This window comes from Methylobacterium sp. Leaf118 (assembly GCF_920984675.1).
GTDB lineage: Bacteria > Pseudomonadota > Alphaproteobacteria > Rhizobiales > Beijerinckiaceae > Methylobacterium.
Genome location: NZ_CAKLBV010000009.1, coordinates 72,566 through 95,414, shown reverse-complemented (window position 1 = coordinate 95,414; position 22,849 = coordinate 72,566). Strand labels below are relative to the sequence as shown.

18 protein-coding genes and 1 riboswitch are annotated in these 22,849 nt (G+C 70.4%); of the genes, 15 read left to right on the top strand and 3 right to left on the bottom strand.

The window, feature by feature from the left end; genetic code table 11:
* Positions 1-120: 120 nt before the first annotated feature.
* Positions 121-4,338 carry a DNA-directed RNA polymerase subunit beta' gene (rpoC, locus tag LW587_RS06280; RefSeq protein WP_232628735.1) on the top strand — a complete coding sequence of 1,406 codons (4,218 nt, stop codon included), beginning with the start codon at positions 121-123 and terminating at the stop codon, positions 4,336-4,338.
* Positions 4,339-4,433: 95 nt separating this feature from the next.
* Here rpoC and LW587_RS06275 read toward each other — a convergent pair whose 3' ends face one another.
* Positions 4,434-5,828, bottom strand: coding sequence for an NAD(P)H-dependent oxidoreductase (locus LW587_RS06275; protein WP_232628734.1), 1,395 nt, complete (start codon positions 5,826-5,828; stop codon positions 4,434-4,436).
* A 240-nt stretch (positions 5,829-6,068) separates the two neighbouring features.
* Here LW587_RS06275 and LW587_RS06270 point away from each other — a divergent pair, with 240 nt between their 5' ends.
* Genes LW587_RS06270 through LW587_RS06255 form a run of 4 tightly spaced genes read left to right on the top strand, consistent with a single transcriptional unit; the run spans position 6,069 to position 9,784 of the window.
* A complete protein-coding gene (locus LW587_RS06270) occupies positions 6,069-6,545 on the top strand; it encodes a MarR family winged helix-turn-helix transcriptional regulator (protein WP_232628733.1) in 477 nt (158 codons plus the stop codon).
* Positions 6,542-8,581, top strand: coding sequence for an FUSC family protein (locus LW587_RS06265; protein ID WP_232628732.1), 2,040 nt, complete (start codon positions 6,542-6,544; stop codon positions 8,579-8,581). Before LW587_RS06270 ends, LW587_RS06265 begins: the two co-directional genes overlap by 4 nt.
* Positions 8,578-8,787: a DUF1656 domain-containing protein gene (locus LW587_RS06260; protein WP_232628731.1), complete on the top strand. Its 210-nt coding sequence runs from the start codon at positions 8,578-8,580 to the stop codon at positions 8,785-8,787. The genes LW587_RS06265 and LW587_RS06260 overlap by 4 nt, the downstream gene beginning before the upstream one ends.
* A gap of 49 nt (positions 8,788-8,836) precedes the next feature.
* On the top strand, positions 8,837-9,784 hold the full coding sequence (locus LW587_RS06255; protein WP_232628730.1) for an efflux RND transporter periplasmic adaptor subunit: 948 nt from the start codon (positions 8,837-8,839) through the stop codon (positions 9,782-9,784).
* A gap of 48 nt (positions 9,785-9,832) precedes the next feature.
* On the opposite strand, the gene LW587_RS06250 is transcribed toward LW587_RS06255, so the two are convergent.
* Both LW587_RS06250 and LW587_RS06245 read right to left on the bottom strand, forming a co-directional pair.
* On the bottom strand, positions 9,833-10,462 hold the full coding sequence (locus LW587_RS06250) for a trimeric intracellular cation channel family protein (RefSeq protein ID WP_232628729.1): 630 nt from the start codon (positions 10,460-10,462) through the stop codon (positions 9,833-9,835).
* Positions 10,463-10,512: 50 nt separating this feature from the next.
* Positions 10,513-11,244, bottom strand: coding sequence for a L,D-transpeptidase (locus LW587_RS06245; RefSeq protein ID WP_232628728.1), 732 nt, complete (start codon positions 11,242-11,244; stop codon positions 10,513-10,515).
* 317 nt (positions 11,245-11,561) lie between these two features.
* Positions 11,562-11,651, bottom strand: a riboswitch (glycine riboswitch).
* Positions 11,652-11,973: 322 nt separating this feature from the next.
* On the opposite strand from LW587_RS06245, the gene LW587_RS06240 reads away from it, so the two are divergent.
* From LW587_RS06240 to cynS, 10 genes are all read left to right on the top strand, one after another.
* Complete coding sequence (locus LW587_RS06240; protein ID WP_232628727.1) at positions 11,974-13,581, top strand: sigma 54-interacting transcriptional regulator; 1,608 nt, start codon at positions 11,974-11,976, stop codon at positions 13,579-13,581.
* A gap of 212 nt (positions 13,582-13,793) precedes the next feature.
* The gene (locus LW587_RS06235; RefSeq protein ID WP_232628726.1) at positions 13,794-14,345 is read left to right on the top strand and encodes an OsmC family protein; all 552 of its coding nucleotides are present in this window, start codon (positions 13,794-13,796) and stop codon (positions 14,343-14,345) included.
* A 166-nt stretch (positions 14,346-14,511) separates the two neighbouring features.
* Positions 14,512-15,705, top strand: coding sequence for an acyl-CoA dehydrogenase family protein (locus tag LW587_RS06230; RefSeq protein ID WP_232628725.1), 1,194 nt, complete (start codon positions 14,512-14,514; stop codon positions 15,703-15,705).
* Positions 15,702-17,036, top strand: a complete 1,335-nt coding sequence (locus LW587_RS06225) for an FAD-dependent oxidoreductase (RefSeq protein ID WP_232628724.1) — start codon at positions 15,702-15,704, stop codon at positions 17,034-17,036. Before LW587_RS06230 ends, LW587_RS06225 begins: the two co-directional genes overlap by 4 nt.
* A gap of 11 nt (positions 17,037-17,047) precedes the next feature.
* On the top strand, positions 17,048-17,998 hold the full coding sequence (locus LW587_RS06220; protein ID WP_232628723.1) for an MBL fold metallo-hydrolase: 951 nt from the start codon (positions 17,048-17,050) through the stop codon (positions 17,996-17,998).
* A gap of 4 nt (positions 17,999-18,002) precedes the next feature.
* Positions 18,003-18,767, top strand: a complete 765-nt coding sequence (locus tag LW587_RS06215) for a sulfite exporter TauE/SafE family protein (RefSeq protein ID WP_232628722.1) — start codon at positions 18,003-18,005, stop codon at positions 18,765-18,767.
* 164 nt (positions 18,768-18,931) lie between these two features.
* Positions 18,932-20,311 carry a CmpA/NrtA family ABC transporter substrate-binding protein gene (locus LW587_RS06210; RefSeq protein WP_232628721.1) on the top strand — a complete coding sequence of 460 codons (1,380 nt, stop codon included), beginning with the start codon at positions 18,932-18,934 and terminating at the stop codon, positions 20,309-20,311.
* A 4-nt stretch (positions 20,312-20,315) separates the two neighbouring features.
* Complete coding sequence (gene ntrB, locus LW587_RS06205; RefSeq protein WP_232628720.1) at positions 20,316-21,155, top strand: nitrate ABC transporter permease; 840 nt, start codon at positions 20,316-20,318, stop codon at positions 21,153-21,155.
* A gap of 8 nt (positions 21,156-21,163) precedes the next feature.
* Positions 21,164-22,144 carry an ABC transporter ATP-binding protein gene (locus tag LW587_RS06200; protein ID WP_232628719.1) on the top strand — a complete coding sequence of 327 codons (981 nt, stop codon included), beginning with the start codon at positions 21,164-21,166 and terminating at the stop codon, positions 22,142-22,144.
* 104 nt (positions 22,145-22,248) lie between these two features.
* A complete protein-coding gene (gene cynS, locus LW587_RS06195) occupies positions 22,249-22,737 on the top strand; it encodes a cyanase (RefSeq protein ID WP_232628718.1) in 489 nt (162 codons plus the stop codon).
* Positions 22,738-22,849: the final 112 nt, after the last annotated feature.

The following is a 22,849-nucleotide window of genomic DNA, read 5'->3' as shown; positions in this document are numbered from 1 at the left end:
CGGGAAGGGGTGGGGCCTTCCGGACAATGACGGCCAGCGGCGCTCCGGACGAGCGCGGCGCCACCAGGATCCAGCCGTGACGGCCCAGGCGCGGGGCCGCCGGCGAGCAAGGAGCGGATCATGAACCAAGAGGTCATGAACCTTTTCAATCAGCAGGCCCAGCCGCAGAGCTTCGACCAGATCAAGATCTCGATCTCGTCGCCTGAGAAGATCCTGTCTTGGTCTTACGGCGAGATCAAGAAGCCAGAGACGATCAACTACCGGACCTTCAAGCCCGAGCGCGACGGCTTGTTCTGCGCGCGGATCTTTGGCCCGATCAAGGATTACGAGTGCTTGTGCGGCAAGTACAAGCGCATGAAGTATAAGGGCGTCATCTGCGAGAAGTGCGGCGTCGAGGTCACCCTCGCGCGCGTGCGGCGCGACCGCATGGGCCATATCGAGCTGGCCGCGCCCGTGGCCCATATCTGGTTCCTGAAGTCGCTGCCCTCGCGCATCGGCCTGCTGCTCGACATGGCGCTCAAGGACCTTGAGCGGATCCTGTACTTCGAGTCCTACGTCGTCATCGAGCCGGGCCTCACCCCCCTCAAGGAGCGTCAGCTCCTGTCGGAGGAGGAGTACCTGCGCGCGCAGGAGGAGTACGGCGAGGATTCGTTCACGGCGATGATCGGCGCCGAGGCGATCCGGCGCATCCTGATGGAGCTCGACCTCGAGGGCATCGCGACCTCCCTCAAGGAGGAGATCGCGACGACGACCTCCGAGCTGAAGCCCAAGAAGCTGATGAAGCGCCTCAAGATCATCGAGGCGTTCCAGCTGTCGGGCAACCGCCCCGAATGGATGATCCTGACGGTCGTGCCCGTCATCCCGCCGGACCTGCGCCCCCTGGTTCCGCTGGACGGCGGCCGCTTCGCCACGTCGGATCTCAACGACCTCTATCGCCGGGTCATCAACCGCAACAACCGCCTCAAGCGGCTGATCGAGCTGCGCGCGCCGGACATCATCATCCGCAACGAGAAGCGCATGCTTCAGGAAGCGGTCGATGCGCTGTTCGACAACGGTCGCCGCGGCCGCGTCATCACGGGCGCCAACAAGCGCCCGCTGAAGTCGCTCGCCGACATGCTCAAGGGCAAGCAGGGCCGCTTCCGCCAGAACCTGCTCGGCAAGCGCGTCGACTATTCCGGCCGCTCGGTCATCGTGGTCGGCCCTGAGCTGAAGCTGCACCAGTGCGGCCTGCCCAAGAAGATGGCTTTGGAGCTGTTCAAGCCGTTCATCTACGCGCGCCTCGACGCCAAGGGTTTCTCGGCCACCGTCAAGCAGGCCAAGAAGCTCGTCGAGAAGGAGAAGCCCGAGGTTTGGGATATCCTCGATGAGGTGATCCGCGAGCATCCCGTCATGCTCAACCGGGCGCCGACCCTGCACCGCCTCGGCATCCAGGCCTTCGAGCCGAAGCTGATCGAGGGCAAGGCGATCCAGCTCCACCCGCTGGTCTGCGCCGCCTTCAACGCCGATTTCGACGGCGACCAGATGGCCGTGCACGTCCCGCTGTCGCTCGAGGCGCAGCTGGAAGCGCGCGTCCTCATGATGTCGACCAACAACATCCTGCACCCGGCCAACGGTCAGCCGATCATCGTGCCGAGCCAGGACATCGTCCTCGGCCTCTACTACCTGTCGATCGTCGCCGACGGCGCGGTCGGCGCGCACAAGCCCGACGACAAGTCCAACCCGATGCAGGGCGTGTTCGGCGATATCGGTCAGCTCGAGCACGCGCTCGCGGCCAAGAGCGTGTCGCTGCACTCGAAGATCAAGTGGCGCTGGCGCGGCCTCGGGCCGGACGGCGAGCCCGTGTCCCGCATCTACGACACCACCCCGGGCCGCGTGATCCTGTCGGGCGTACTGCCGCGGCACCCGAAGGTGCCCTTCGACGTCGTCAACAAGCTGATGACCAAGAAGGAAATCTCGGCGATGATCGACACCGTCTACCGCCATTGCGGTCAGAAGGAGTCGGTGATCTTCTGCGACCGCATCATGGCGCTCGGCTTCAGCCACGCGTTCAAGGCCGGCATCTCGTTCGGCAAGGACGACATGGTCGTGCCGGAGAACAAGTGGTCGATCGTCGAAGACACCCGCTCGCTGGTGAAGGACTACGAGCAGCAGTACAATGACGGCCTGATCACCCAGGGTGAGAAGTACAACAAGGTCGTCGACGCCTGGGCGAAGTGCTCCGACAAGCTCGCCGCCGAGATGATGGGCCGCATCTCCGCCGTCCAGAAGGACGAGAACGGGGCCGACCGTCAGGTCAACTCGATCTACATGATGAGCCACTCGGGCGCCCGCGGCTCGCCGGCGCAGATGAAGCAGCTCGCGGCGATGCGCGGCCTCATGGCCAAGCCGTCGGGCGAGATCATCGAGACGCCGATCATCTCGAACTTCAAGGAAGGCCTCAACGTTCTCGAGTACTTCAACTCCACCCACGGCGCCCGCAAGGGCCTCGCGGACACGGCGCTGAAGACCGCGAACTCCGGCTACCTGACCCGCCGCCTCGTCGACGTGGCGCAGGACGCCGTCATCCGCGAGGTCGATTGCGGCACGACCAACGGCATCAAGATGCGCGCCATCATCGATGCCGGCCAGGTCGTGGCCCCGCTCGCCATCCGCATCCTGGGTCGCGCCGCGGCCGAGGATCTGGTGGCGCAGGACGGGACCGTCATCGTCAAGACGAACGAGACGATCGAGGAGCGTCACCTGCCCGCGATCAACGCGGCTGGCATCCAGGAGGTGAAGATCCGCTCGGTGCTGGTCTGCCAGACCAAGAGCGGCGTCTGCGCCACCTGCTACGGGCGCGACCTCGCCCGCGGCACGCCCGTCAACATGGGCGAGGCCGTCGGCGTCATCGCGGCCCAGTCGATCGGCGAGCCCGGCACCCAGCTCACCATGCGCACCTTCCACATCGGCGGGGCGGCGCAGATCGCGGATTCGTCCTTCGTCGAGTCGAGCTTCGAAGGCACGATCAAGATCCGCAACCGGTCTCTGGCCAAGAACTCGGACGGCGACCTCATCGCCACGGGCCGCTCGGTCGCGGTGGTGATCGTCGGCCCGGACGGCGCCGAGCGGGCGGTCCACCGCCTGCAATACGGCGCCCGCGTGCGCGTGGACGAGGGCGACACGATCAAGCGCGGGCAGCGGATCGCCGAATGGGATCCCTACACCCGTCCGATCGTCGCCGAAGTGGACGGCATCGTCGGCTACGAGGATCTCTACGATGGCCAGTCCATCACCGAGACCACCGACGAGTCGACCGGCATCGCCAAGCGCGTCGTCATCGACTGGCGCGGCTCGTCCCGGACCTCCGACCTGAAGCCGGCGATGCTCGTGCTGGATCAGGACGGCAAGGCCGTGAAGCTACCGCGCGGTTCGGATGCCCGCTACTTCCTGCCGGTCGATGCCATCATCGGTCTCGATCCGGGGGCGAAGGTGAAGGCCGGCGACGTGCTGGCCCGCGTCTCGACCGAATCGGCCAAGACCCGCGACATCACCGGCGGTCTGCCGCGGGTGGCGGAGCTGTTCGAGGCCCGTCGTCCGAAGGATGCGGCGATCATCGCCGAGAAGTCGGGCTCGATCGCCTTCGGCCGCGACTACAAGAACAAGCGCCGGCTCACGCTGACGCCGCATGACGGTTCGGACGCGGTCGAGTACCTGATCCCGAAGGGCAAGCACATCCACCTTCAGGACGGAGACGTGGTCGAGCTCGGCGACTACATCGTCGACGGCAACCCGGCGCCGCACGACATCCTGGCGATCAAGGGCGTGGAGGAGCTGGCCGCTTACCTCGTCAACGAGATCCAGGAAGTCTACCGGCTCCAGGGCGTGTCGATCAACGACAAGCACATCGAGGTGATCGTCCGGCAGATGCTGCAGAAGGTCGAGATCACCGACGGCGGCGATTCCGACATCCTCACGGGCGACCAGATCGACCGGACGGAACTGGCCGATTTCAACGAGAAGCTGCTGGCCGAGGGCAAGAAGCCGATCCAGGGCGTTCCGGTCCTGCTCGGCATCACCAAGGCGTCACTGCAGACGAAGTCGTTCATCTCGGCGGCCTCGTTCCAGGAGACGACCCGCGTCCTCACCGAGGCGGCCGTCAACGGCAAGGTCGACACCCTGGAAGGCCTCAAGGAGAACGTCATCGTCGGCTCGCTCATCCCGGCCGGCACCGGCTCGCTCGCGGCGGATATCCGCTCCATCGCGCGGCGCCGCGACAGCCTGATCCTGCAGCAGCGCTCCTCCGAGAACGCGGCCAACGCCGCCAATCTCAGCGAGTTGCCTCCGGCAGCCGCCGAGTAAGCACCGGCCGGCTCCGGACAGGACCGAAACGCCAAGGCCCCCGGCTCGCGAGAACCGGGGGCCTTTTTTGTGCTTGCGGCGGCGGCGGGCGCCTATCACGGATGGCGGCGCGGATCATCCCCGGGGCTGGCTGCCGATACGAGGCCCTTCTCCCGCCGGAACAGGTCCTCCATCGCGCGCCGAAACGCGATGGCCGGCTCATCCGCGTCGAAGGCCACGTCGGACCAGCGGATCGGCTGGTCGGCCGGCACGGCGCTACGGAGCGGCAGGCCGTGCGCGAGGCCGATCGGCACGGCGCCGAGGGCGAGGGAGCGCTCGGCGGAGACCACCTTGCCGAAGACCGTGAAGCCCCCCTCGCCGTCGAGGACCTCGCCCGCCGTCAGGGCGCGCTTGGCGATCGCGATCACGTCGGCGTGCCAGTCCGTCGTCGCGCCGGTCGGCTCGCCGCGGGTGGCGATGCTCGCCACCGAAGTCCCCAATTCGAGGCCGATCAGGTGGTAGGGCTTGTAGGTCGCGGCGTAGCGCCCGCTCGCGTCGGTCCGGAGACCGTACTGCGCGAAACAGTCCCGCACATACGGCGTCGGGGCCTCGAACACCGCGTAGACGCCCCAGCGCAGGTCGCGGAACACCGGGCGCCCGTCGCGCTCGAGCGACGAGACCACCTCGACGGTGCCCTTGCGGGGAAGGATGCCCCCGTCGCAGACCGGACGGAGCACCGTCGGCAGGTCGTCGACGCCGCAGGGCGGAAAGGCCAGGCCGTCCTCCGGCGGGCTGAGGTCGCAGGCATTGGCGACGGCGGCCATCTCCAGGGCCGATTTGGTGCCGTCGAGAAAGGCGTTGAACATCCGCGGGTTGAAGTCGCCGCCGGCAACCTGCGCCTCGCTGAACCCGTAATGGCCCCAGACGGTCTCGGGCGTCGAGCGGTGGTATTCCGGCAGGTACTTGGTGCCCTTGCCGGCGCAGACCACGTCGAGGCCGATGGTGCGGGCCCAGTCGACCAGTTCGGCGATGAGCGCCGGCTGATCCCCCGCGGCCATCGAGTAGACGATCCCGGCCTCGGCGGCGCGACGCGCGAGGAGCGGGCCGGCGAGGGCGTCCGCCTCCACGTTCACCATGATGACGTGCTTGCGGTGGGCGCAGGCGGCCAGCACGTGCCGGATGCCGGCCGCCGGGTTGCCGGTCGCGTCGATGACGATGTCGATGAACGGGCTGGCGATCAGCGCGGCACTGTCCTCGGTCACGAAGGTAGTGGCAGTCCGCGCCGCCTCTTCAAGGGAGGCGACGCGGCTGCGCGCGTCCGGCCAGCCGACCCGGCGCATCGCCGCCCGCGCGGTGTCGGGGGAGAGGTCGGCGACGCCGACCGGATGCAGGCCGGGGGTCCGCCACGCCTGGGACAGGAACATCGCCCCGAACTTGCCGGCGCCGATCAGACCGACGCGCACGGGCCGCCCCTCGGCGGCGCGGCGCTTGAGCTTGGCGAACATCGACATGGCGTTCCTCCGGCAAGGTGCGGTCCGGTGGCGGCGCCCCTGGCGACGGACCGTCGCGTCGCGGGCGCGATCCTTGTAGGCGCGGCGCCGGAGCAGGGAAATGCGGCGAGGGGCCGGGACCGATCGTCCTGCGCGGCCCCGCGGCGGCTTGAACGCTTGGGGGCTCATCGATAGCACTCTATCCGTTTGAGGGCGGCATTCCGGCAGTCGCGTCGTCGGGGCCCGGACGGACGGGGTGCGATGGCCGACGAGACCCTGCGCCAGTTGCGCCTCGCCTATTCCCACCGGCTCCTCCTGTCGGGGCGCCATTGGCGGCGGCTCGCCAACGGGGCGACGGAGGCGCACGGGATCTCGGAAGCGAAGGCGCTCCCGCTCGTTCTGATCGGGCGCATGGGGGGCGCGCCCCGCCAGAACGCCCTGGCCGAGGCCGTGGGCATCGAGGGCCCCTCCCTGGTCCGCCTCCTCGATCAGTTGGAAGGGGCAGGCCTCGTCCTGCGCCGGGAGGACCCGAGCGACCGGCGCGCGAAGGTCCTGAGCCTGACCCCGGCCGGCGAGACCGTCGTCGCCCGGATCGAGGCCGACCTCGACTGTCTCCGCGCCGTGGCCTTCGCCGGGGTCAGCGCCGCCGATCTGGAGGCCGGCCTGCGGGTGTTCCGGGCGCTGCAGGACCATGTCCGCGGCGGCCCGCCGCCGGGCGAGGCGGAGGGCGAGACATGACCCTTCCGGGCTGGCGCGACTGGGCCTTCTCGCTCAAGACCTTCGGGGCCGGGATGCTGGCCCTCTCGCTCGCGTTCTGGATCGACCTGCCGAAGCCCTATTGGGCGCTGGGCACGGTCTACATCACGAGCCAGGTGCTCGCCGGCGCCACCCGCTCGAAGGCGCTCTACCGGGTGCTCGGCACCCTGCTCGGGGCCGTCGTTTCCGTCATCCTCGTCCCCACTCTCGCCACCGCGCCGGAACTGCTCACACTGGCGATCGCCCTCTGGGTCGCGGTCTGCCTCTACGTCTCGCTGCTCGACCGCACGCCGCGCAGCTACCTGATGATGCTCGCCGGCTACACGGCGGCCCTGATCGGCTTTCCCAGCGTCGGCGAACCCGGCGCCATGTTCGACACCGCGGTGGCCCGGGCCGAGGAGATCGCCCTCGGCATCCTCTGTGCCAGCCTCGTCAACACGGTCCTGCTGCCGCAATCGGTCGCCCCCGTGATCGCGGGCCGGCTCGACCTCTGGCTGCGGGCGGCGCGCGGCTGGGTGGTCGACATCCTCGCCCGGCCCCATGGCCGCGAGGACAGCCAGGCCAAGCGCCTGCGGCTCGCCGCCGACGCCGTGTCGTTCGACGCCCTCGCGACCCCCCTGCGCTACGACATGAGCGGGGCCGAGCGCTCGGCCGAAGCCATGGCGACCCTGCGCCAGCACATGCTGATGTTCCTGCCCATCGCCTCGGCGATCGCCGACCGCCTCGCGGCGTTGGAGCGGGCGGGCGCCCTGCCGGCCCGGGTACGCGGCCTCCTCGATTCCATGGCGGCCTGGCTCGCCGCGGGGACGACCGAGCCAACGGACGCGCAGCGTCTCAAGGCGGAGGCGCGCGCCCTCGAGCCGGATCTCGGTGGGCGTCCGAGCTGGAACGACCTCGTTCTGGCGAGCCTGCTGGCGCGCCTGCGCGACTTCATCGATCTGCGCCAGGATGCCCGGCGCCTGCAGCGTCACCTCGCCGAGGGTACGCCCGTGACCGAGACCCTCGCCTTCCGCTACACGGCGAGCGCGCGCACGATCCGTCACCGCGATCACGGCATGGCCCTCCTGTCCGGGATCGGGGTGTTCCTCTCGGTGGGGCTCACCGGCGCCATCTGGATCGCCACCGGCTGGCCCGACGGGGCCGGCGCCCCGATGATGGCGGCGGTCGGCTGCAGCTTCTTCGCGGCCCAGGACGATCCCGCGCCCTTCATCGTCAGCTTCGCGAATTCCGCCGTCGTCGGGGCGCTGGGGGCGGGCGCTTACCTGTTCGCGATCCTGCCCCTGGCGACCACCTTCGAGATGCTGACCCTCGCCCTGGCGCCGGGCCTGCTGCTCTGCGGCGTCTTCATGGCGCAGCCCCGGACGGCGCCGATGGCGATGGGCGCGGCGGTCAACGGCTCGGCGATGATCGCCCTCCAGGGCAGCTACACCGGCGAGTTCGCCGCCTTCACCAATTCCGCGGTCGCCGTCATCCTCGGGATGTGGTCGGCGGCCATCGTCACGCGGCTCGTCCGCTCGGTCGGCGCCGGCGGGTCGGCGCGGCGTCTGCGGGCCATCAACCGGCGGAGCCTGGCCGAGGCCGCGCAACGGCGCGGCGCGCAGAACGGTCTCGAACTCGCCGCGCTGATGCTGGACCGCGTCGGGCTGATCGCGCCGCGCCTCGCCGCCCTGCCGCCGGACGACGCGGAATGGACCGCCGACCTGCTGGCCGAGGTCCGCGTCGGCATCAACATCGTCGAACTCCGGCGCGACCGGCGCCGCCTCTCGAGGCCGGCACGGGCTGCGGTCGAGGCGCTTCTCGCCGACCTCGCGCATCATTTCGAAAGCCCGGCGGCCGACCCGTCGCCGAGCTTGCGCGACACCCTCGACCGGGCCCTCGATGCGGTCTCCGGCGAGGGCCAGCAGGCGGCCGGACGCGCCGCGCTGATGGGCCTCGTCGGCATCCGCCGCGGCCTGTTCCCCGATGCGGCGCCCTACCGGGCGTCCCCCACCATCCCTTCACCGGAGCACGCGGCATGACGGGCGAGTTCGATCTCTACGGCGTCTTCGTCCCGAGCCTCGGGGCCTGGATGCTCATCGCCTTCGCCCTCAGCCTGCCGCTGCGGCGGCTCCTCGCCCGGGCTGGCGTTTACCGCCTCGTCTGGCACCGGCCGCTCTTCGACCTCGCCCTCTACGTGGTCCTCCTCGGCGCGGTCGTCGCGGTGGCGGTGCCGCTCACTGCGTGAGCGCCCAAGGCCCCCGCGCTCCGCCTTCCCCCCGTCCCGGACCCCGCCCATGCCCCGGTTTCTCGCCCTCTCCCTCCGCCTCCTCGTCACGCTGGGGATGGTCGCCATCGCCGCCGTCGTCGGCCTCGCGCTCTGGGACTATTACATGGAGGCGCCCTGGACCCGGGACGGGCGCGTGCGCGCCGACGTGGTCGCGGTCGCCCCCGACGTCTCGGGCCTCGTCACCGCGGTGCTGGTCCGCGACAACCAGGTCGTGACGCGCGGCGACGTGCTGTTCCGCATCGATCCCGACCGCTTCGCCCTTGCCCTGCGGCAGGCGGAGGCGGTGGTGGCGGGCAAGCAGGCGACGATGGAGCAGGCCGCGGCCGACTACGCCCGCTACACGAAGCTCAGCGACGCCGCCGTGTCGCAGCAGCGGGTCGAGGCGGCGCGGGCGGCCGACCTGGAGGCCAAGGCCGCCTATGGCCAGGCGAGCGCCGACCGCGATCTCGCCCGGCTCAACCTCGAACGCTCCACCGTGACGGCCTCGGTCAACGGCCGCATCACCAACATGGAGTTGCGGCCCGGCGCCTATGTCACGACCGGGCGGGGCGTGATGGCGCTCATCGACAGCGACACGTTGCGGGTCGAGGGCTATTTCGAGGAGACCAAGCTGCCGCGCATCCATGTCGGCGACCGGGCCCTGATCCGGCTGATGGGCGAGCGCGTCACGCTGACCGGCCGGGTCGAGAGCTTCGCGGGCGGCATCGAGGACCGCGAGCGGACGGCCGGCTCGAACCTCCTGGCGAGCGTGAACCCGACCTTCGCCTGGGTGCGCCTCGCCCAGCGCATCCCGGTCCGGATCACGCTCGACCGCGTCGACGGGAAGGTCCGGCTCGTCTCCGGGCGCACGGCGACGGTCGCGGTCGCGCCGGAGGGCGAGACGCCGCGGTTCGACCTGCTCGGCGTCTGGCGCAGGGCGCCCGCCCGGGACGGGGGACCCGACCCGCGGCGCTGAGGTTCGGGGCCGCGCTGCCGGCCATGCGTCTGGCTCTGGGACCGGCGGTCAGCGGTGAGGGAGGCCCGTCGGCGGGCGATAGCGCGGGAGGGTCCAGCCCCAGCGGAGGGAAGCGGCCCGGATGAGCAGGGCGACGACGAAGCCGGTGCCGAGGGCGATTTCGCGCGGGGCGCCGAGTGCGGTCAGGGACACGAAGGTGACCGCACCGGCCGCGGCCGCCGAGGCGTAGATCTCCCGGCTGAGGATCACCGGACTGTCCCCCCCGAGGAGATCGCGGATGACGCCGCCGAAGGTGGCAGTCACCACGCCCATGACGACCGCCACGGTGCCGCTCGCCCCCGCCTGCAACGCCCGTTCGGCGCCCGCCACCGCGAACAGAGCGAGGCCGATCGCGTCGAGCCGGACCAGGGCGCGGGACCGGGATTGCGGGAGATGCGCGGCGAAGAACACCGCGCCAGAGACGAGGACGCCGGCCAGCAGATAGGCCGGGCGCTCCGTCCAGAACACGGGCGCCCCGAGCAAGAGATCCCGGAGCGTCCCGCCCCCGACCCCGGTCACCGTGCCGAGCACGGCGAACCCGACGAAATCCATCGCCTTGCGGGAGGCCACGAGGGCACCGGTGATCGTGAAGACGATCAGGCCCAGCCAGTCCAGAGTTGCGGTCGCGGTCTCGAACATCGGTCTCGGTCCAGCCGGAGAGTCAGGGGGTCGGGCCCGGGCGGAGGGGCCTATCGAACGACACGCACCCGGTCGTCGGAGCGGGGAGGGCCGTCCCACTCGCGCTGCACCATCACCTCCGGCTGCGAGGTCTTCACGACCACCGTCGTGCCGAGCGCAACCCGGCCGTACAGGTCGTGGATGTCCTCGTTGAGGAGGCGGATGCAGCCCGAGGAATCGGTGCCGCCGACGGTCCAGGGCTCGTTGGTGCCGTGGATGCGGTAGAGGGTGTCCCGGTCGCCCTGGTAGAGGTAGAGCGCGCGGCACCCGAGGGGGTTGTCGAGCCCGGGGGCGACGTAGCGCGGGAGGTCGGGCCGCCGCTTCAGCATGGCCGCCGTCGGGTGCCAGCCCGGCCAGGTCGCCTTGCGCCGCACGGTCGCGATGCCCGACCACGTGAAGCCGGCCCGCCCCACCCCGATTCCGTAGCGCAGGGCGGTCCGCCCCGCGCCGACGAGGAAGAGGAAGCGCTGATGGGTGTCGACGACCAGCGTGCCCGCGCGTTCGGGGCCGTCATAGGCCACGCGCTGCCGTCGGAACTCCGCCGGGACGAGGGTCAGGTCGACCATGGGGATGTCGAAGGGCGCGTCCGGGATGGTGCCGACGAACCACGCGGCGCGGTTCGTGGCCGGATCGGGGGGCTCCAACGCCGTCGGCGCGGGCTCGGATTCCCAGAAGAAGGCCTGGGCGCGCCCCGGCGCGAGAAGGGCGGCGGCGAGGAGAAGGGAGCGGCGGGTGGCCAGCATCGTCGTGACTCCAGATCGGGACGTTCGAGTCCGCGTTGTCCGGGCATGGGTCGTCGTCCGGGCGCGCGGGACGCGCCGGCCAGTCGAGCGGAATGCGGAAGGGCAGGGGGCGGAGGCGACGCGGCGGCCCGGGAACCGGCGCCCACCTCTCGGGCCGATGGCTTACGGGTCGGTCATCGCGCAGGCCTCCGAGGTCGCTCCGCACGCGCCGTGCATGCGAGCCCCCTCTGTCATCGGCCTGAGAGTTTCGCCCCGGCCCCTGCGGGGCCGCGACTTACACCATCGGCGGGAGCGGAAGCACCACTTTCCAGAGTGTTGCGCGACGTGCGGTCCGGGGGCCTGAGAGTTTCCGGGGCGGTTGCTCCTTCGGCGGCCGGTTCGGACCGGCTCTCTCCCGCGCGTCGCTGACGTGGCCGTTGGTATAGCGGGCGATTGCGGGGGTCGCCAGCCAATTCGTTAGCTTGCGATCTATTAGGTGTGGGACGGCACACCGGACCGCCCCTGCGCGCAGCGCGGAAGGAGACGGAACGCGCCCCCGTCGCCGCGTCGCGCGCTCGACGCTTCGAAGAGCGCGCAGACCGGGGCGCAGATCACGCCGCGTCCGGCTTGCATGAAGTTTGCAGGCTGACGCAGCGTGAGGGCTGCGCGCGACCGTGTCGGGCCGGGACGCCGCGCCGGACTCAAGGTCGGCGGCGCGCGCTCTCATCGGAACCCGAGGCACGCCAGGGAATGGATGGACTTGTCCGCAAGGTCGCGTCGAGCACGCATTGGCGCACGCAGGAGATGTTCCTCATCCAGGAGGTCATGAACCTGATCGGCAAGGGCCTGCGCCTCGATCAGGTCGCGCGGGAGATGCTGCATCTCCTGTCCGAGATCGTCGGGCTGAACCGGGGGCGCATCGTTCTGAAGGATCCCGACGGCGAGGGCCACCGGATCGCCTATTCCTACGGGTTGACCCGCGAGGAGGTCGCGCGGGGCCGCTACGCGCCGGGCGAGGGCATCACCGGTCGCGTCATCCAGGACGGCCACCTCATCATCGTGCAGGACATCGACAAGGACCCGACCTTCCTCGGGCGCGCCGTGGCCCGGGCGCAGCTGCCCCGCGGCGCCGTGTCGTTCCTGGCGCTGCCGATCCGGGTCGATCACCGGACGGTCGGGGCCATCGCCTGCCACCGCATCCGGCACCGGGAGCGGGCGCTGTCGGACGATCTCACCATCCTGCGCATCATCGCCACCATGGTGAGCCAGCTGCTGACCCTGAACGAGCGCGTGGAGCAGAAGACGCGGGCGCTCGAGGAGCACAACGACATGCTGGCCCGCGAGCTGCGCATCAAGCGCGCCCGCTACGGCATCATCGGAACCTCGCCCGCGCTACTGCGCGCCCTCGCTCAGGTCGAGAAGGTGGCGGGCGCAACCGCGAGCGTGCTGCTGCTCGGCGAGTCCGGGACCGGCAAGGAACTCTTCGCCCGGGCGCTTCACCTCGCGAGCCCGCGGCGCGACCGGCCCTTCATCAAGGTCAATTGCGCGGCCATCCCCGACAGCCTGTTCGAGTCCGAGCTGTTCGGACACGAGCGCGGCGCGTTCACCGGGGCGGTCGATGCCCGGGCGGGGTGGTTCGAGCAGGCGAGCGGCGGCACGATCTTCCTCGACGAGATCGGCGAGATGCCGGCGATCCTCCAGACCAAGCTGCTGCGCACCCTGCAAGAGGGCACCGTCGTGCGCCTGGGCGGCACGCGCGAGATCCGGATCGACATGCGCCTCGTCGCCGCGACGAACCGGGACCTCGCCACCGAAGTCGCCCACGGCCGCTTCCGGGAGGATCTGTTCTACCGCCTCAACGTCGTGCCGATCACCCTGCCGTCGCTGGCGGAGCGGCCCAGCGATATCCCCGACCTCGTGCTGCACTTCCTCACCCAGGCGAACCAGAGCAACCAGCGCAACGTCAACCTGACCCAGGGCGCGGTCGCCCATCTCGCCCGCCAATCCTGGCCGGGCAACATTCGCCAGCTCGCCAACTTCATCGAGCGGCTCGTGCTCTTGGCAAGCGAAGGTGTTCTCGACGTCGAGGACCTGCGGCCGATGCTCGAAGGCGCCCTCGTCACGGCGCCTCCCCTGCGCGCGCCCGCCTCGGCGTCGTACCTGTCGCCCGAGCGGGAGGCCGCCTTGCGCGCGATGGGCACCGTGCGCCCCTACCTGCCGGCCGACTCGCACGGCCACGAGCAATTGCGCATGGCCCTGGCCCAGGCCGGCGGCAACAAGACACGGGCGGCCCAGCGGCTCGGGCTCACCGAGCGCCAATTCTCCTATCGTTGGCGCAAGCTCCAGCCGGCGCCGTGACGCGGCCTCGCCAAACCCGACAATGTCGACAAAGTGCCGACATTTACCGACAAGCCAGCCGAAAGCCGCCAGGACATTATTGCCTTAAGTCTCTGATTCGTTGAGATAATACGGAATAGTCCGAAAAGATTCGCATCTGGCATTCGCCTTGCGCAAGTCCCTCCGAGCCGGCCCCGATCTCTGCGGGGACAGAGCTGGAACAGGAGTTGTCGATGAGCGCGAGCGCCGCCCCCACCACCGTCACCACCTATCTGCGTCCGATCGACCGGGACGGCCTGATGCAGTTCGCCGAGAAGGGGCGCTGCAATCCCGGTTCGCGCGGCACCAACACGGTGCGCACCGTCGTCGAGGGGCAGTACCGCACCCTCAGCTATGTCGGCGAGCACCCGCCGGTCGTGGTGGACGAGCCCCTGCACCTGTTCGGCGAGAACACCGCGCCGGCGCCGGGCGAGATCGTGCTCTCGGCCCTCGGCGGCTGCCTCGCGGTCGGCATCACCGCCGTCGCGACCTGGAAGCAGGTGCGCCTCTCCCGCCTCGAACTGCATCTCGAGGGCGATATCGGCAACCCCGCCGCCTGGGGCGCCGGCGGCGCCGAGAAGGCCCCCGAGGAGATGGGATTCCAGGCGATCCGCGTGGCCGTGACCATCGAGGGCGATGCGAGCCGGGAGGAGCTCGACGCCATCGTGCAGCACGCCAACCGGTACTCGCCGGTGGCCAATTCCCTGCGCAACCCGATCCCGTTCGCGATCACCCTGGCCGCCTGAAGCGGGCTCCGCTTGATGAAAGCGGAGCCCGTATCAGGCAAGCCCGCGCGGCGTTTGAGCGAAGCCCAAATCCGCCATCCCGAAGGGATCAACCGGATTTGATACGAGACGCGCGGCGGGGCCAGACGGGTCCCGCCGCCTTCCCCGACCTTTGAGGAGATTGACGATGCCGAGCGCCCTCGCTCTCCGGCAGGTGGAGGATCGTGTCGCCCCCGCCGGGCCCGCCGCTCCGAACCGCCCCGATTGGATCGACGCGGCCGTTCTCGCCGGGACCACGGCCATCGCCGACGGTCCGCTGAGCGCCGCGGCGGGCGCGATCGACCGCGGCGCCTATCCGCTCGACCTCCTGGGCCGGCTCGGTGAGACCGGGGCGCTCGCCGTCCATCTCGACCGGCACGGGGCACGCTTCGGCCTCGCGGTGGCCGCCATGCAGGCGGCGAGCCGGGCCTGCGGCGCCACCGGCTTCCTGATGTGGTGCCACGCCGTCTGCGGCCTCTACCTGGAGCAGTCGGGCAATCCGGCCCTGACCGGCGCACGGCTCGACGACCACGCGGCCGGGCGCCGCTTCGGCGGCACGGCGCTGTCCAATCCGATGAAGGCATTTGCCGGAATCGAGCCGATCCTGCTGCGCGCCCGCCGCGTCACCGGCGGCTACCGGGTCAGCGGCATGCTGCCCTGGGTCAGCCATATCGGGCCGGGGCAGTATTGCGGCGCCATCGCCGGCGTCGTCGGGCCCGGCGACACGATCGGCCACGAGATCATGTTCCTGCTGGCCTGCGACCGCGCCGAGCTGCGGCCCTGTCCGCACTTCTCCGGCATGGAAGGCACCAGCACCTGGGGCCTGCGGCTCGACAATCTCTTCGTCGGTGAGGACGACCTCATCGCCGACCCGGCCCGCCCCTTCATCGGGCGCATCCGCGGCGCCTTCATCCTGCTTCAATGCGGCATGGGCCTCGGCGTCGCCGAGGGGAGCCTCGCCGATATGGGGGCGGTCGAGGAGACGCTGGGTCACGTCAACCAGTTCCTGGACGACCGCCCCGACACGATCGCCGCCGAACTCGCCGAGCTGCGCGCCCGGGTGATGCAGCTCGCCGAGACGCCCTATGAGAGCAGCAACGATTACCTGATCGACGTCCTCGACGCCCGCGCTCAGGTCTCCGAACTGGCGCTGCGCGCCTCGCAATCGGCCCTGCTCCACCAGGGCGCCCGGGGCTACCTGATGTCGGCCGCCCCCCAGCGCCGCATCCGCGAAGCGCATTTCGTCGCCATCGTCACCCCCGCGCTCAAGCATCTGCGCTGGGAGATGGCCCGGCTGTCGCGGGAGACGCTGCCGGCCGCCACCGATGGGGGCCGGGCATGAGCCGCCCGGAGCCCACCGACGGCCTCGGCCCGTGGCAACAATTCCTCTGCCGGGCCTGCGGCCTGATCTACGACGAGGGCGAGGGCGATCCCGATAGCGGCCTGCCCCCCGGCACCCGCTTCGCGCGCATCCCCGAGGATTGGGCCTGCCCGATCTGCGGCGTCACCAAGTCGGATTTCGAGCCCTACCGGCGGCGGGCGCCGGTCGCCCCCGTCCCGGTCGCCCTCGGGCCGCAGCGCCGGCCCGGCGCGGTGATCGTCGGCGGCGGCATCAGTGGATGGAGCGTCGCCGCGGCGATCCGGGCCGCGGATGGGCAAGTGCCGATCACCCTGGTGACGGCCTGCGACGGCAGCCTCTATCACAAGCCGGAACTCTCGGTCGCCCTCGGGCGCGGCCTCGGTCCCGAGGCCCTGCGCCGCGAGACCGGCATCGCGGCGGCGGCGCGTCTCGGCCTGCGCCTGATGGCCGAGACGGTCGCGGTCGGCCTCGCGCCGGCGCGGCATTCCCTGCGCACCACGCGCGGCCCCCTGTCCTACACCCACCTCGTCCTCGCCCACGGGGCGCGACCGGCGCTTCCCGCCGGCCTCGATCCGGCCCTGTGCTGGCGGGTGAACGACCTCGCCGCCTGGTCCTCGCTCCACGCCGAACTGGCCCGCGGCTCCCGCACGGTCGCGGTGATCGGCGCCGGCATGGTCGGCTGCGAACTGGCCGAGGATCTGGCCCGCGCCGGCCATGCCGTCACGCTCGTCGGGGCCGGGGCGCTGCCGCTGCCCGAACTCCTGCCGGAGCCGGCCGGACGGCGCCTGCGGGCGGGTCTCGAAGGCGTGGGCGTCACCTATCGGGGCCCGAGCCTCGTGAGCGGCCTGAGCCGCCGGGCCGACGGCCGCATCGCCCTGGCTTTGTCCGACGGGACGAGTCTGGCCGCCGCGACCGTGATCGCCGCGACCGGCCTCGCCACGCCCTCGCGGCTCGTGCGGGGAGCGGGCCTCGCCTTCGACCGGGGCATCGTCGTCGATCCGGCGACCCTGCGCACGAGCGGGCCGGACATCTTCGCCCTGGGCGATTGCATCAGCCTCGACGGGCGGCCGTGCCGGTTCATCGAGCCCATCGCCCGCCAAGCGGAGGTCATCGCCCACACGATCCTCGACCGGGAGCATCCGGGCTACGCCCACGCCGCCCCGGTCATCCGCCTGAAGACCCGCTCGGCGCCGATCGCGCTGCACGGCACCCCCGTCGCCGGCCTCCCCTGGCACGTCGTCGAGGAGAGCCCGCACCGCCTGGCGATGGAGCAGCGGCAGGGCGGCGACGTCACCGCCTGGCTCGCGGCCTGAGGCGGGATCCGATGACACCCACCCTCGGCGCCGCCGATCCCGCCCTCGAACAGGCGCAGCGGCAGGTCGCGGCGTGCCTCTCGGGCGCGGCCCCGCGCCCGGTCGTGCGAGGCTTCTTCGACGAGGCCACCCACACCGCGACCTTCGTCGTCCACGACCCGCACAGCCGCGAGGCGGCGGTGATCGACTCGGTGCTCGATTTCGATCCGGCTTCGGGCACCCTGTCCTCCACCGCGGTCGACCCGGTGATCGACTACATCCGCGCGGAAAACCTGACGGTCGCGTGGATCCTGGAAACCCATGTCCATGCCGACCATCTCTCGGCCGCGCCCTCCCTGCAGGCCCAGCTCGGCGGGCGCCTCGCCATCGGCCGCGGCATCGTCGCGGTGCAGGAGACCTTCGGCACGCTGTTCAACGCGGGCACCGACTTCGCCCGCACCGGGGCCGAGTTCGACCGCTTGTTCGAGGACGGCGAGCGCTTCCGTCTCGGCGGGATCGAGGCCGTGGTCCTGCACGTGCCGGGGCATACCCCGGCCGACCTCGCCTACGTGATCGGCGACGCCGCCTTCGTCGGCGACACCCTGTTCATGCCGGATTACGGCACGGCGCGGGCCGATTTCCCCGGGGGCGATGCCCGCCTCCTGTTCCGCTCGATCCGGCGCCTGCTGTCGCTGCCCGACGCGACGCGCCTGTTCCTCTGCCACGACTACAAGGCGCCGGGCCGCGACCGTTTCGTCACCGAGACCAGCGTCGCCGCCCAGCGTACCGGCAACGTCCATGTCCGCGACGGGACCGACGAGGACCAGTTCGTGGCGATGCGCACCGCCCGCGACCGAACCCTCCCGGCGCCGCGCCTGATCATGCCCTCGATCCAGGTGAACATGCGCGGCGGCCGCCTGCCGGAGCCGGAGGCGAACGGGACCCGCTACCTCAAGATCCCCCTGACCACGGGCCGGGGCTGAGCCGATGCGGGACCCCGTGCAACTCGCCCTCGGGGCGACCTCCGGCTCGGTCGTCGGGCTGATCCTCGGGCTTGCGGGCGGCGGCGGCTCGCTTCTCGCGATCCCGATGCTGATCCACGTCGTCGGGCTGCGGAACGTTCACGTCGCGGTCGGGACCGGCGCCTTCGCGGTCGCCGCCTGCGCCCTCGTCAACCTGGTCGGCCATCTGCGGGTGGCGCGGGTGCCGTGGCGCGCCGCCGGATGGTTCGGCATGGCCGGCATCCTCGCGGCCCTTCTCGGCGCCGGCCTCGGCAAGCAGTTCGACGGGGCCCGGCTGCAGGGCCTGTTCGCGCTGGTCATGCTCGCGGCCGCCGGCCTGATGATCCGGCGCCGGTTCCGGCCCGGCCTCGCGCCGGCGGACGCGCGGCGGGAGAGCGTGCCGAAGCTCGTCGGCTTCGGCGGGGCCACAGGGCTGATGTCGGGCTTCTTCGGCATCGGCGGCGGCTTCCTCGTCGTGCCCGGGCTCGTCGCCGCGACCGGGATGCCGCTCGTCAGCGCGGTGGGCTGCTCGCTCGTCGTGATCACTGCCTTCGGCCTCACCACGGGTCTCAGCTACGCCCTGTCCGAGATGGTGGATTGGGTCCTCGTCCTGGCCTTCGGGGCGGGGGGCGCGGGCGGTGGCCTCCTCGGTCTGCGGCTGCGCGCCGCCTGCGCCGTCCGCGAGGGCCTGCTCGAGACCGTGCTGGCCGCCCTCATCGCCGGCGCGGGCCTCGTGATGCTGCTGCGCTGAACCCGCCGACAATGTCGACAAAGGATCGACATTGTCGAAGTCGCCCGGGCCGGCCGAGCCGGCCCACGGACAGCAAGTCGCTGATTTCTCAGCAGGAATAAATAATCCCAGCGTTTGGCGCGACTGTTGCTGAGAGATCCTCATCTGCCCTGCCGGAGACCGCGATGGCCCTGTTCGACAATCCCTTCGATGCCAAGCGCCGCCTTGCTCGCGGCGGCTGCTCCTGCGGATCGCACGAAAGCCAAGCCGCGCACGAAAGCCAAGCCGCGCACGAGGCGGCCCTGCCGGGCGGGGACGCCGCGATCGAGCGCGCGGTCGAGGCGACGATGATGCGGGCCCTGTTCCCGCAGCCCGCGGAGCGCCGCGCCTTCCTGCGCAGCGTCGGATTCGCGATCGCGGCGGCCGCCGTCAGCCAGTTCCTGCCGACCCGCTTCGTGGCGGAGGCCTTCGCCGAAGCGGGCAAGCCGGAGAAGGCCGACCTCAAGATCGGGTTCATCCCGATCACCTGCGCCACGCCGATCATCATGGCCAAGCCGATGGGCTTCTACGAGAAGCAGGGCCTCAACGTCGACGTGGTGAAGACCGCCGGCTGGGCGGTGGTGCGCGACAAGACCCTGAACAAGGAATACGACGCCGCGCATATGCTGGCGCCGATGCCGCTCGCCATCACGATGGGGCTCGGATCGAACCCGGTGCCCTTCGCCGTGCCGGCGATCGAAAACGTCAACGGACAGGCAATCTGCCTCGCGAATAAGCACAAAGACAACCGCGACCCGAAGAACTGGAAAGGCTTCAAACTCGCGATCCCGTTCGATTACTCGAACCACAACTATCTGTTGCGCTACTACCTCGCCGAGCACGGCATCGATCCCGACACCGACGTGCAGTTGCGCTCCGTACCGCCGCCCGAGATGGTCGCCAATCTCCGCGCGGACAACATCGACGGCTTCCTCGCCCCCGACAACGTCGTCCAGCGCGCGGTCTATGACGGCGTCGGCTTCATCCACATCCTGTCGAAGGAGATCTGGGACGGGCATCCCTGCTGCTCCTTCTCGGTGGCGCAGGACACGATCCGCGAGATGCCGAACGCCACGGCCGCGCTCCTGCGCGCCATCCTCCAGGCCACCGCCTACGCGTCGAAAGCGGAGAACCGGAAGGAGATCGCCGCCGCCATCGCGCCGGCCAACTATCTCAACCAGCCGCTCACGGTGATCGAGCAGGTTCTCACCGGCACCTATGCCGACGGGCTCGGCAACGTGAAGAAGGACCCGAAGCGGGTCGCCTTCGACCCGTTCCCCTACGAGAGCTTCGCGATCTGGACGCTGACCCAGATGAAGCGCTGGGGCCAGATCAAGGGCGAGGTCGATTACGCAGGCGTCGCCAAACAGGTCTACCGCGCCACCGACGCCGCCAAGTTGATGCGGCAGGACGGGCTCACCCCGCCGGAGGCCACTACCAAGACCTTCGTGGTGATGGGCAAGACCTTCGATCCGGCCAAGCCCGCGGAATACCTCGAGTCCTTCAAGATCAAGCGCGCGAGCTAGGGCCATGCCACGCACCCTGCGGCTTCGCGCCGGCATCCTCTCGTTGGCGCTCCTCGCGCTGATCCTGCTCGGCTGGCAGATCGCGGTGAGCGGCACCGCCCGCACCGAGGCCATGGACCCGGAATACGCCGCCCTGATGGGGCAGGCGGCCACCACCGGCAAGTCGGCCATGCCCGGCCCGCTCGATGTCGGGGCGACGATCTGGACGCACCTGAAGGACCCGTTCTACGACCGCGGCCCCAACGACAAGGGCATCGGCGTCCAGCTCGCCTATTCCATCGGCCGCGTGGCGCTGGGCTACGGCCTCGCGGTGCTGGTGGCGATCCCGGTCGGCTTCCTCATCGGCATGTCGCCGCTGACAGCCCAAGCCCTCGACCCGTTCATCCAGATCCTGAAGCCGGTCTCCCCGCTCGCCTGGATGCCGCTCGCCCTCTACACGATCAAGGATTCGAGCCTGTCGGCGATCTTCGTGATCTTCATCTGCTCGATCTGGCCGATGCTGATCAACACGGTCTTCGGCGTCGCCGGCACCCGCAAGGAATGGCTCAACGTCGCCCGCACCCTGGAGGTCGGCCCGGTCCGGCGGGCCTTCACGGTGATCCTGCCGGCGGCGGCCCCGACGATCCTTACCGGCATGCGCATCTCCATCGGCATCGCCTGGCTCGTCATCGTGGCGGCCGAGATGTTGGTCGGCGGCACCGGCATTGGCTACTTCGTCTGGAACGAGTGGAACAACCTCTCGATCACCAATGTGATCACCTCGATTCTGGTGATCGGCCTCGTCGGCATGGTCCTCGACCAGCTCCTGGCGCGCGCCCAGCGCCTCGTGACCTTCCCGGAATGAGGCGCCCCATGAGCACGCTCCTTCCCTTCGCGCGGCGCGCCCGCCGCGTGCCTTCCGAAACGGCTGAGGCCGGGACCAGCCGCATGCCGAATTCCGAAAAGTTCATCTCCATCGAGGGGATCGCCCGGCGCTATCCGGGGCCGGGGGGCAAGGTCACGACGATCTTCGAGAACCTGTGGCTGCCGATGCGCCGCGGCGAGTTCGTGTGCATGATCGGCCATTCCGGCTGCGGCAAGACCACGGTTCTCAACATCCTCGCCGGGCTCGACGCGCCCTCCGAGGGAGTCGTCATCGTCGACGGGCAGGCCATCACCGGCACGAGCCTCGACCGCGCGGTGATCTTCCAGGGCCATGCGCTGCTGCCCTGGCGCAGCGTGCTCGGCAACGTGGCCTACGCGGTGTCCTCGCGCTGGCGGCGGGCGAAGCGTCCCGAGATCGAGGCGCGGGCCCGCAAGGCCATCGCCACGGTGGGGCTGGCCGGCGCCGAGCACAAGCGCCCGTCGGAATTGTCGGGCGGCATGAAGCAGCGCGTCGGCATCGCCCGGGCGCTCGCCATCGAACCGAAGATCCTCCTGATGGACGAGCCCTTCTCGGCGCTCGACGCCCTGACCCGCGGCACGCTGCAGGACGAGGTGCGCCGGATCTGCGTCGAGACCGGGCAGACGGTGTTCATGATCACCCACGACGTCGACGAGGCGATCTATCTCGCCGACCGGATCGTGCTGATGACGAACGGGCCGGAGGCGAAGGTCGCCGAGATCGTCGAGAACCCGCTGCCCAAGGACCGCGACCGCACGCAGCTGCACCACGCGCCGGGCTATTACGCCCTGCGCAACCACCTGATCGACTTCCTCGTGACCCGCTCCCGCACCCTACGGGACGCGATGCCCGAGGGCTACGATCCGCGCCATCCGCCGGTGGTGCGCCCCTCGCTCAGCGAGGCCGACGCCGCCGCGATCGCCGCCGAGCCTCCGGTCCGGCGGGCCTGATCCCGGCGCCGCCTCCTCGCGGACCGGCGCCTCCGCCCCCGCGAGCCCATTCCGCAACGGGAGGGGCCATGCCCCTCCAGGCCTGACGACAAGGAGACGATCCAATGAAGCGCGAAGATCTCACCGAGAAGCTGCTCGACATCAAGCGCGAGAAGGGCTGGACATGGAAGTACATCCAGGAGGAGATCGGCGGGATCTCGCCGATCCTGATCACCGCCGCCTGCATGGGCCAGATGAAGCTGCCCAAGCCCCAGGCCGCCCGGGCGGCCGCGCTGTTCGGCCTGAGCCAGGCCGAGGAGCGCATGCTCAACGAGGCGCCCTATCGCGGCTCGATCCCGCAGTTGCCGCCGACCGATCCGCTGATCTACCGCTTCTACGAGTTGGTGATGGTCTACGGCACCACCTGGAAGGAGCTGATCCAGGAGGATTTCGGCGACGGCATCATGTCGGCGATCGACTTCAACATGACCATGGAGCGCGAGCCCAACAACAAGGGCGACCGGGTGAAGATGAACCTCTCCGGAAAATTCCTGCCGTACAAGTATTACGGCAACGACGACGAGACCCCGGAATACGGCTTCAAGGAGCCCTGATCCCCCTCGGCGATGAGGGGACGCCTCGTCGATCGCCCCCGCGACGGCGGGGCGGCGGGCGTTCGCCGGACGCACGGACCAGGACCATCGGTCCTGGTCCGTGCCGCTTGGG

Coding starts and splice junctions, on each gene's coding strand:
- rpoC (WP_232628735.1), top strand. CDS start 121: ATGAACCAAGAGGTCATGAACCTTTTCAATCAGCAGGCCCAGCCGCAG.
- LW587_RS06275 (WP_232628734.1), bottom strand. CDS start 5,828: ATGTCGATGTTCGCCAAGCTCAAGCGCCGCGCCGCCGAGGGGCGGCCC.
- LW587_RS06270 (WP_232628733.1), top strand. CDS start 6,069: ATGGCCGACGAGACCCTGCGCCAGTTGCGCCTCGCCTATTCCCACCGG.
- LW587_RS06265 (WP_232628732.1), top strand. CDS start 6,542: ATGACCCTTCCGGGCTGGCGCGACTGGGCCTTCTCGCTCAAGACCTTC.
- LW587_RS06260 (WP_232628731.1), top strand. CDS start 8,578: ATGACGGGCGAGTTCGATCTCTACGGCGTCTTCGTCCCGAGCCTCGGG.
- LW587_RS06255 (WP_232628730.1), top strand. CDS start 8,837: ATGCCCCGGTTTCTCGCCCTCTCCCTCCGCCTCCTCGTCACGCTGGGG.
- LW587_RS06250 (WP_232628729.1), bottom strand. CDS start 10,462: ATGTTCGAGACCGCGACCGCAACTCTGGACTGGCTGGGCCTGATCGTC.
- LW587_RS06245 (WP_232628728.1), bottom strand. CDS start 11,244: ATGCTGGCCACCCGCCGCTCCCTTCTCCTCGCCGCCGCCCTTCTCGCG.
- LW587_RS06240 (WP_232628727.1), top strand. CDS start 11,974: ATGGATGGACTTGTCCGCAAGGTCGCGTCGAGCACGCATTGGCGCACG.
- LW587_RS06235 (WP_232628726.1), top strand. CDS start 13,794: ATGAGCGCGAGCGCCGCCCCCACCACCGTCACCACCTATCTGCGTCCG.
- LW587_RS06230 (WP_232628725.1), top strand. CDS start 14,512: ATGCCGAGCGCCCTCGCTCTCCGGCAGGTGGAGGATCGTGTCGCCCCC.
- LW587_RS06225 (WP_232628724.1), top strand. CDS start 15,702: ATGAGCCGCCCGGAGCCCACCGACGGCCTCGGCCCGTGGCAACAATTC.
- LW587_RS06220 (WP_232628723.1), top strand. CDS start 17,048: ATGACACCCACCCTCGGCGCCGCCGATCCCGCCCTCGAACAGGCGCAG.
- LW587_RS06215 (WP_232628722.1), top strand. CDS start 18,003: ATGCGGGACCCCGTGCAACTCGCCCTCGGGGCGACCTCCGGCTCGGTC.
- LW587_RS06210 (WP_232628721.1), top strand. CDS start 18,932: ATGGCCCTGTTCGACAATCCCTTCGATGCCAAGCGCCGCCTTGCTCGC.
- ntrB (WP_232628720.1), top strand. CDS start 20,316: ATGCCACGCACCCTGCGGCTTCGCGCCGGCATCCTCTCGTTGGCGCTC.
- LW587_RS06200 (WP_232628719.1), top strand. CDS start 21,164: ATGAGCACGCTCCTTCCCTTCGCGCGGCGCGCCCGCCGCGTGCCTTCC.
- cynS (WP_232628718.1), top strand. CDS start 22,249: ATGAAGCGCGAAGATCTCACCGAGAAGCTGCTCGACATCAAGCGCGAG.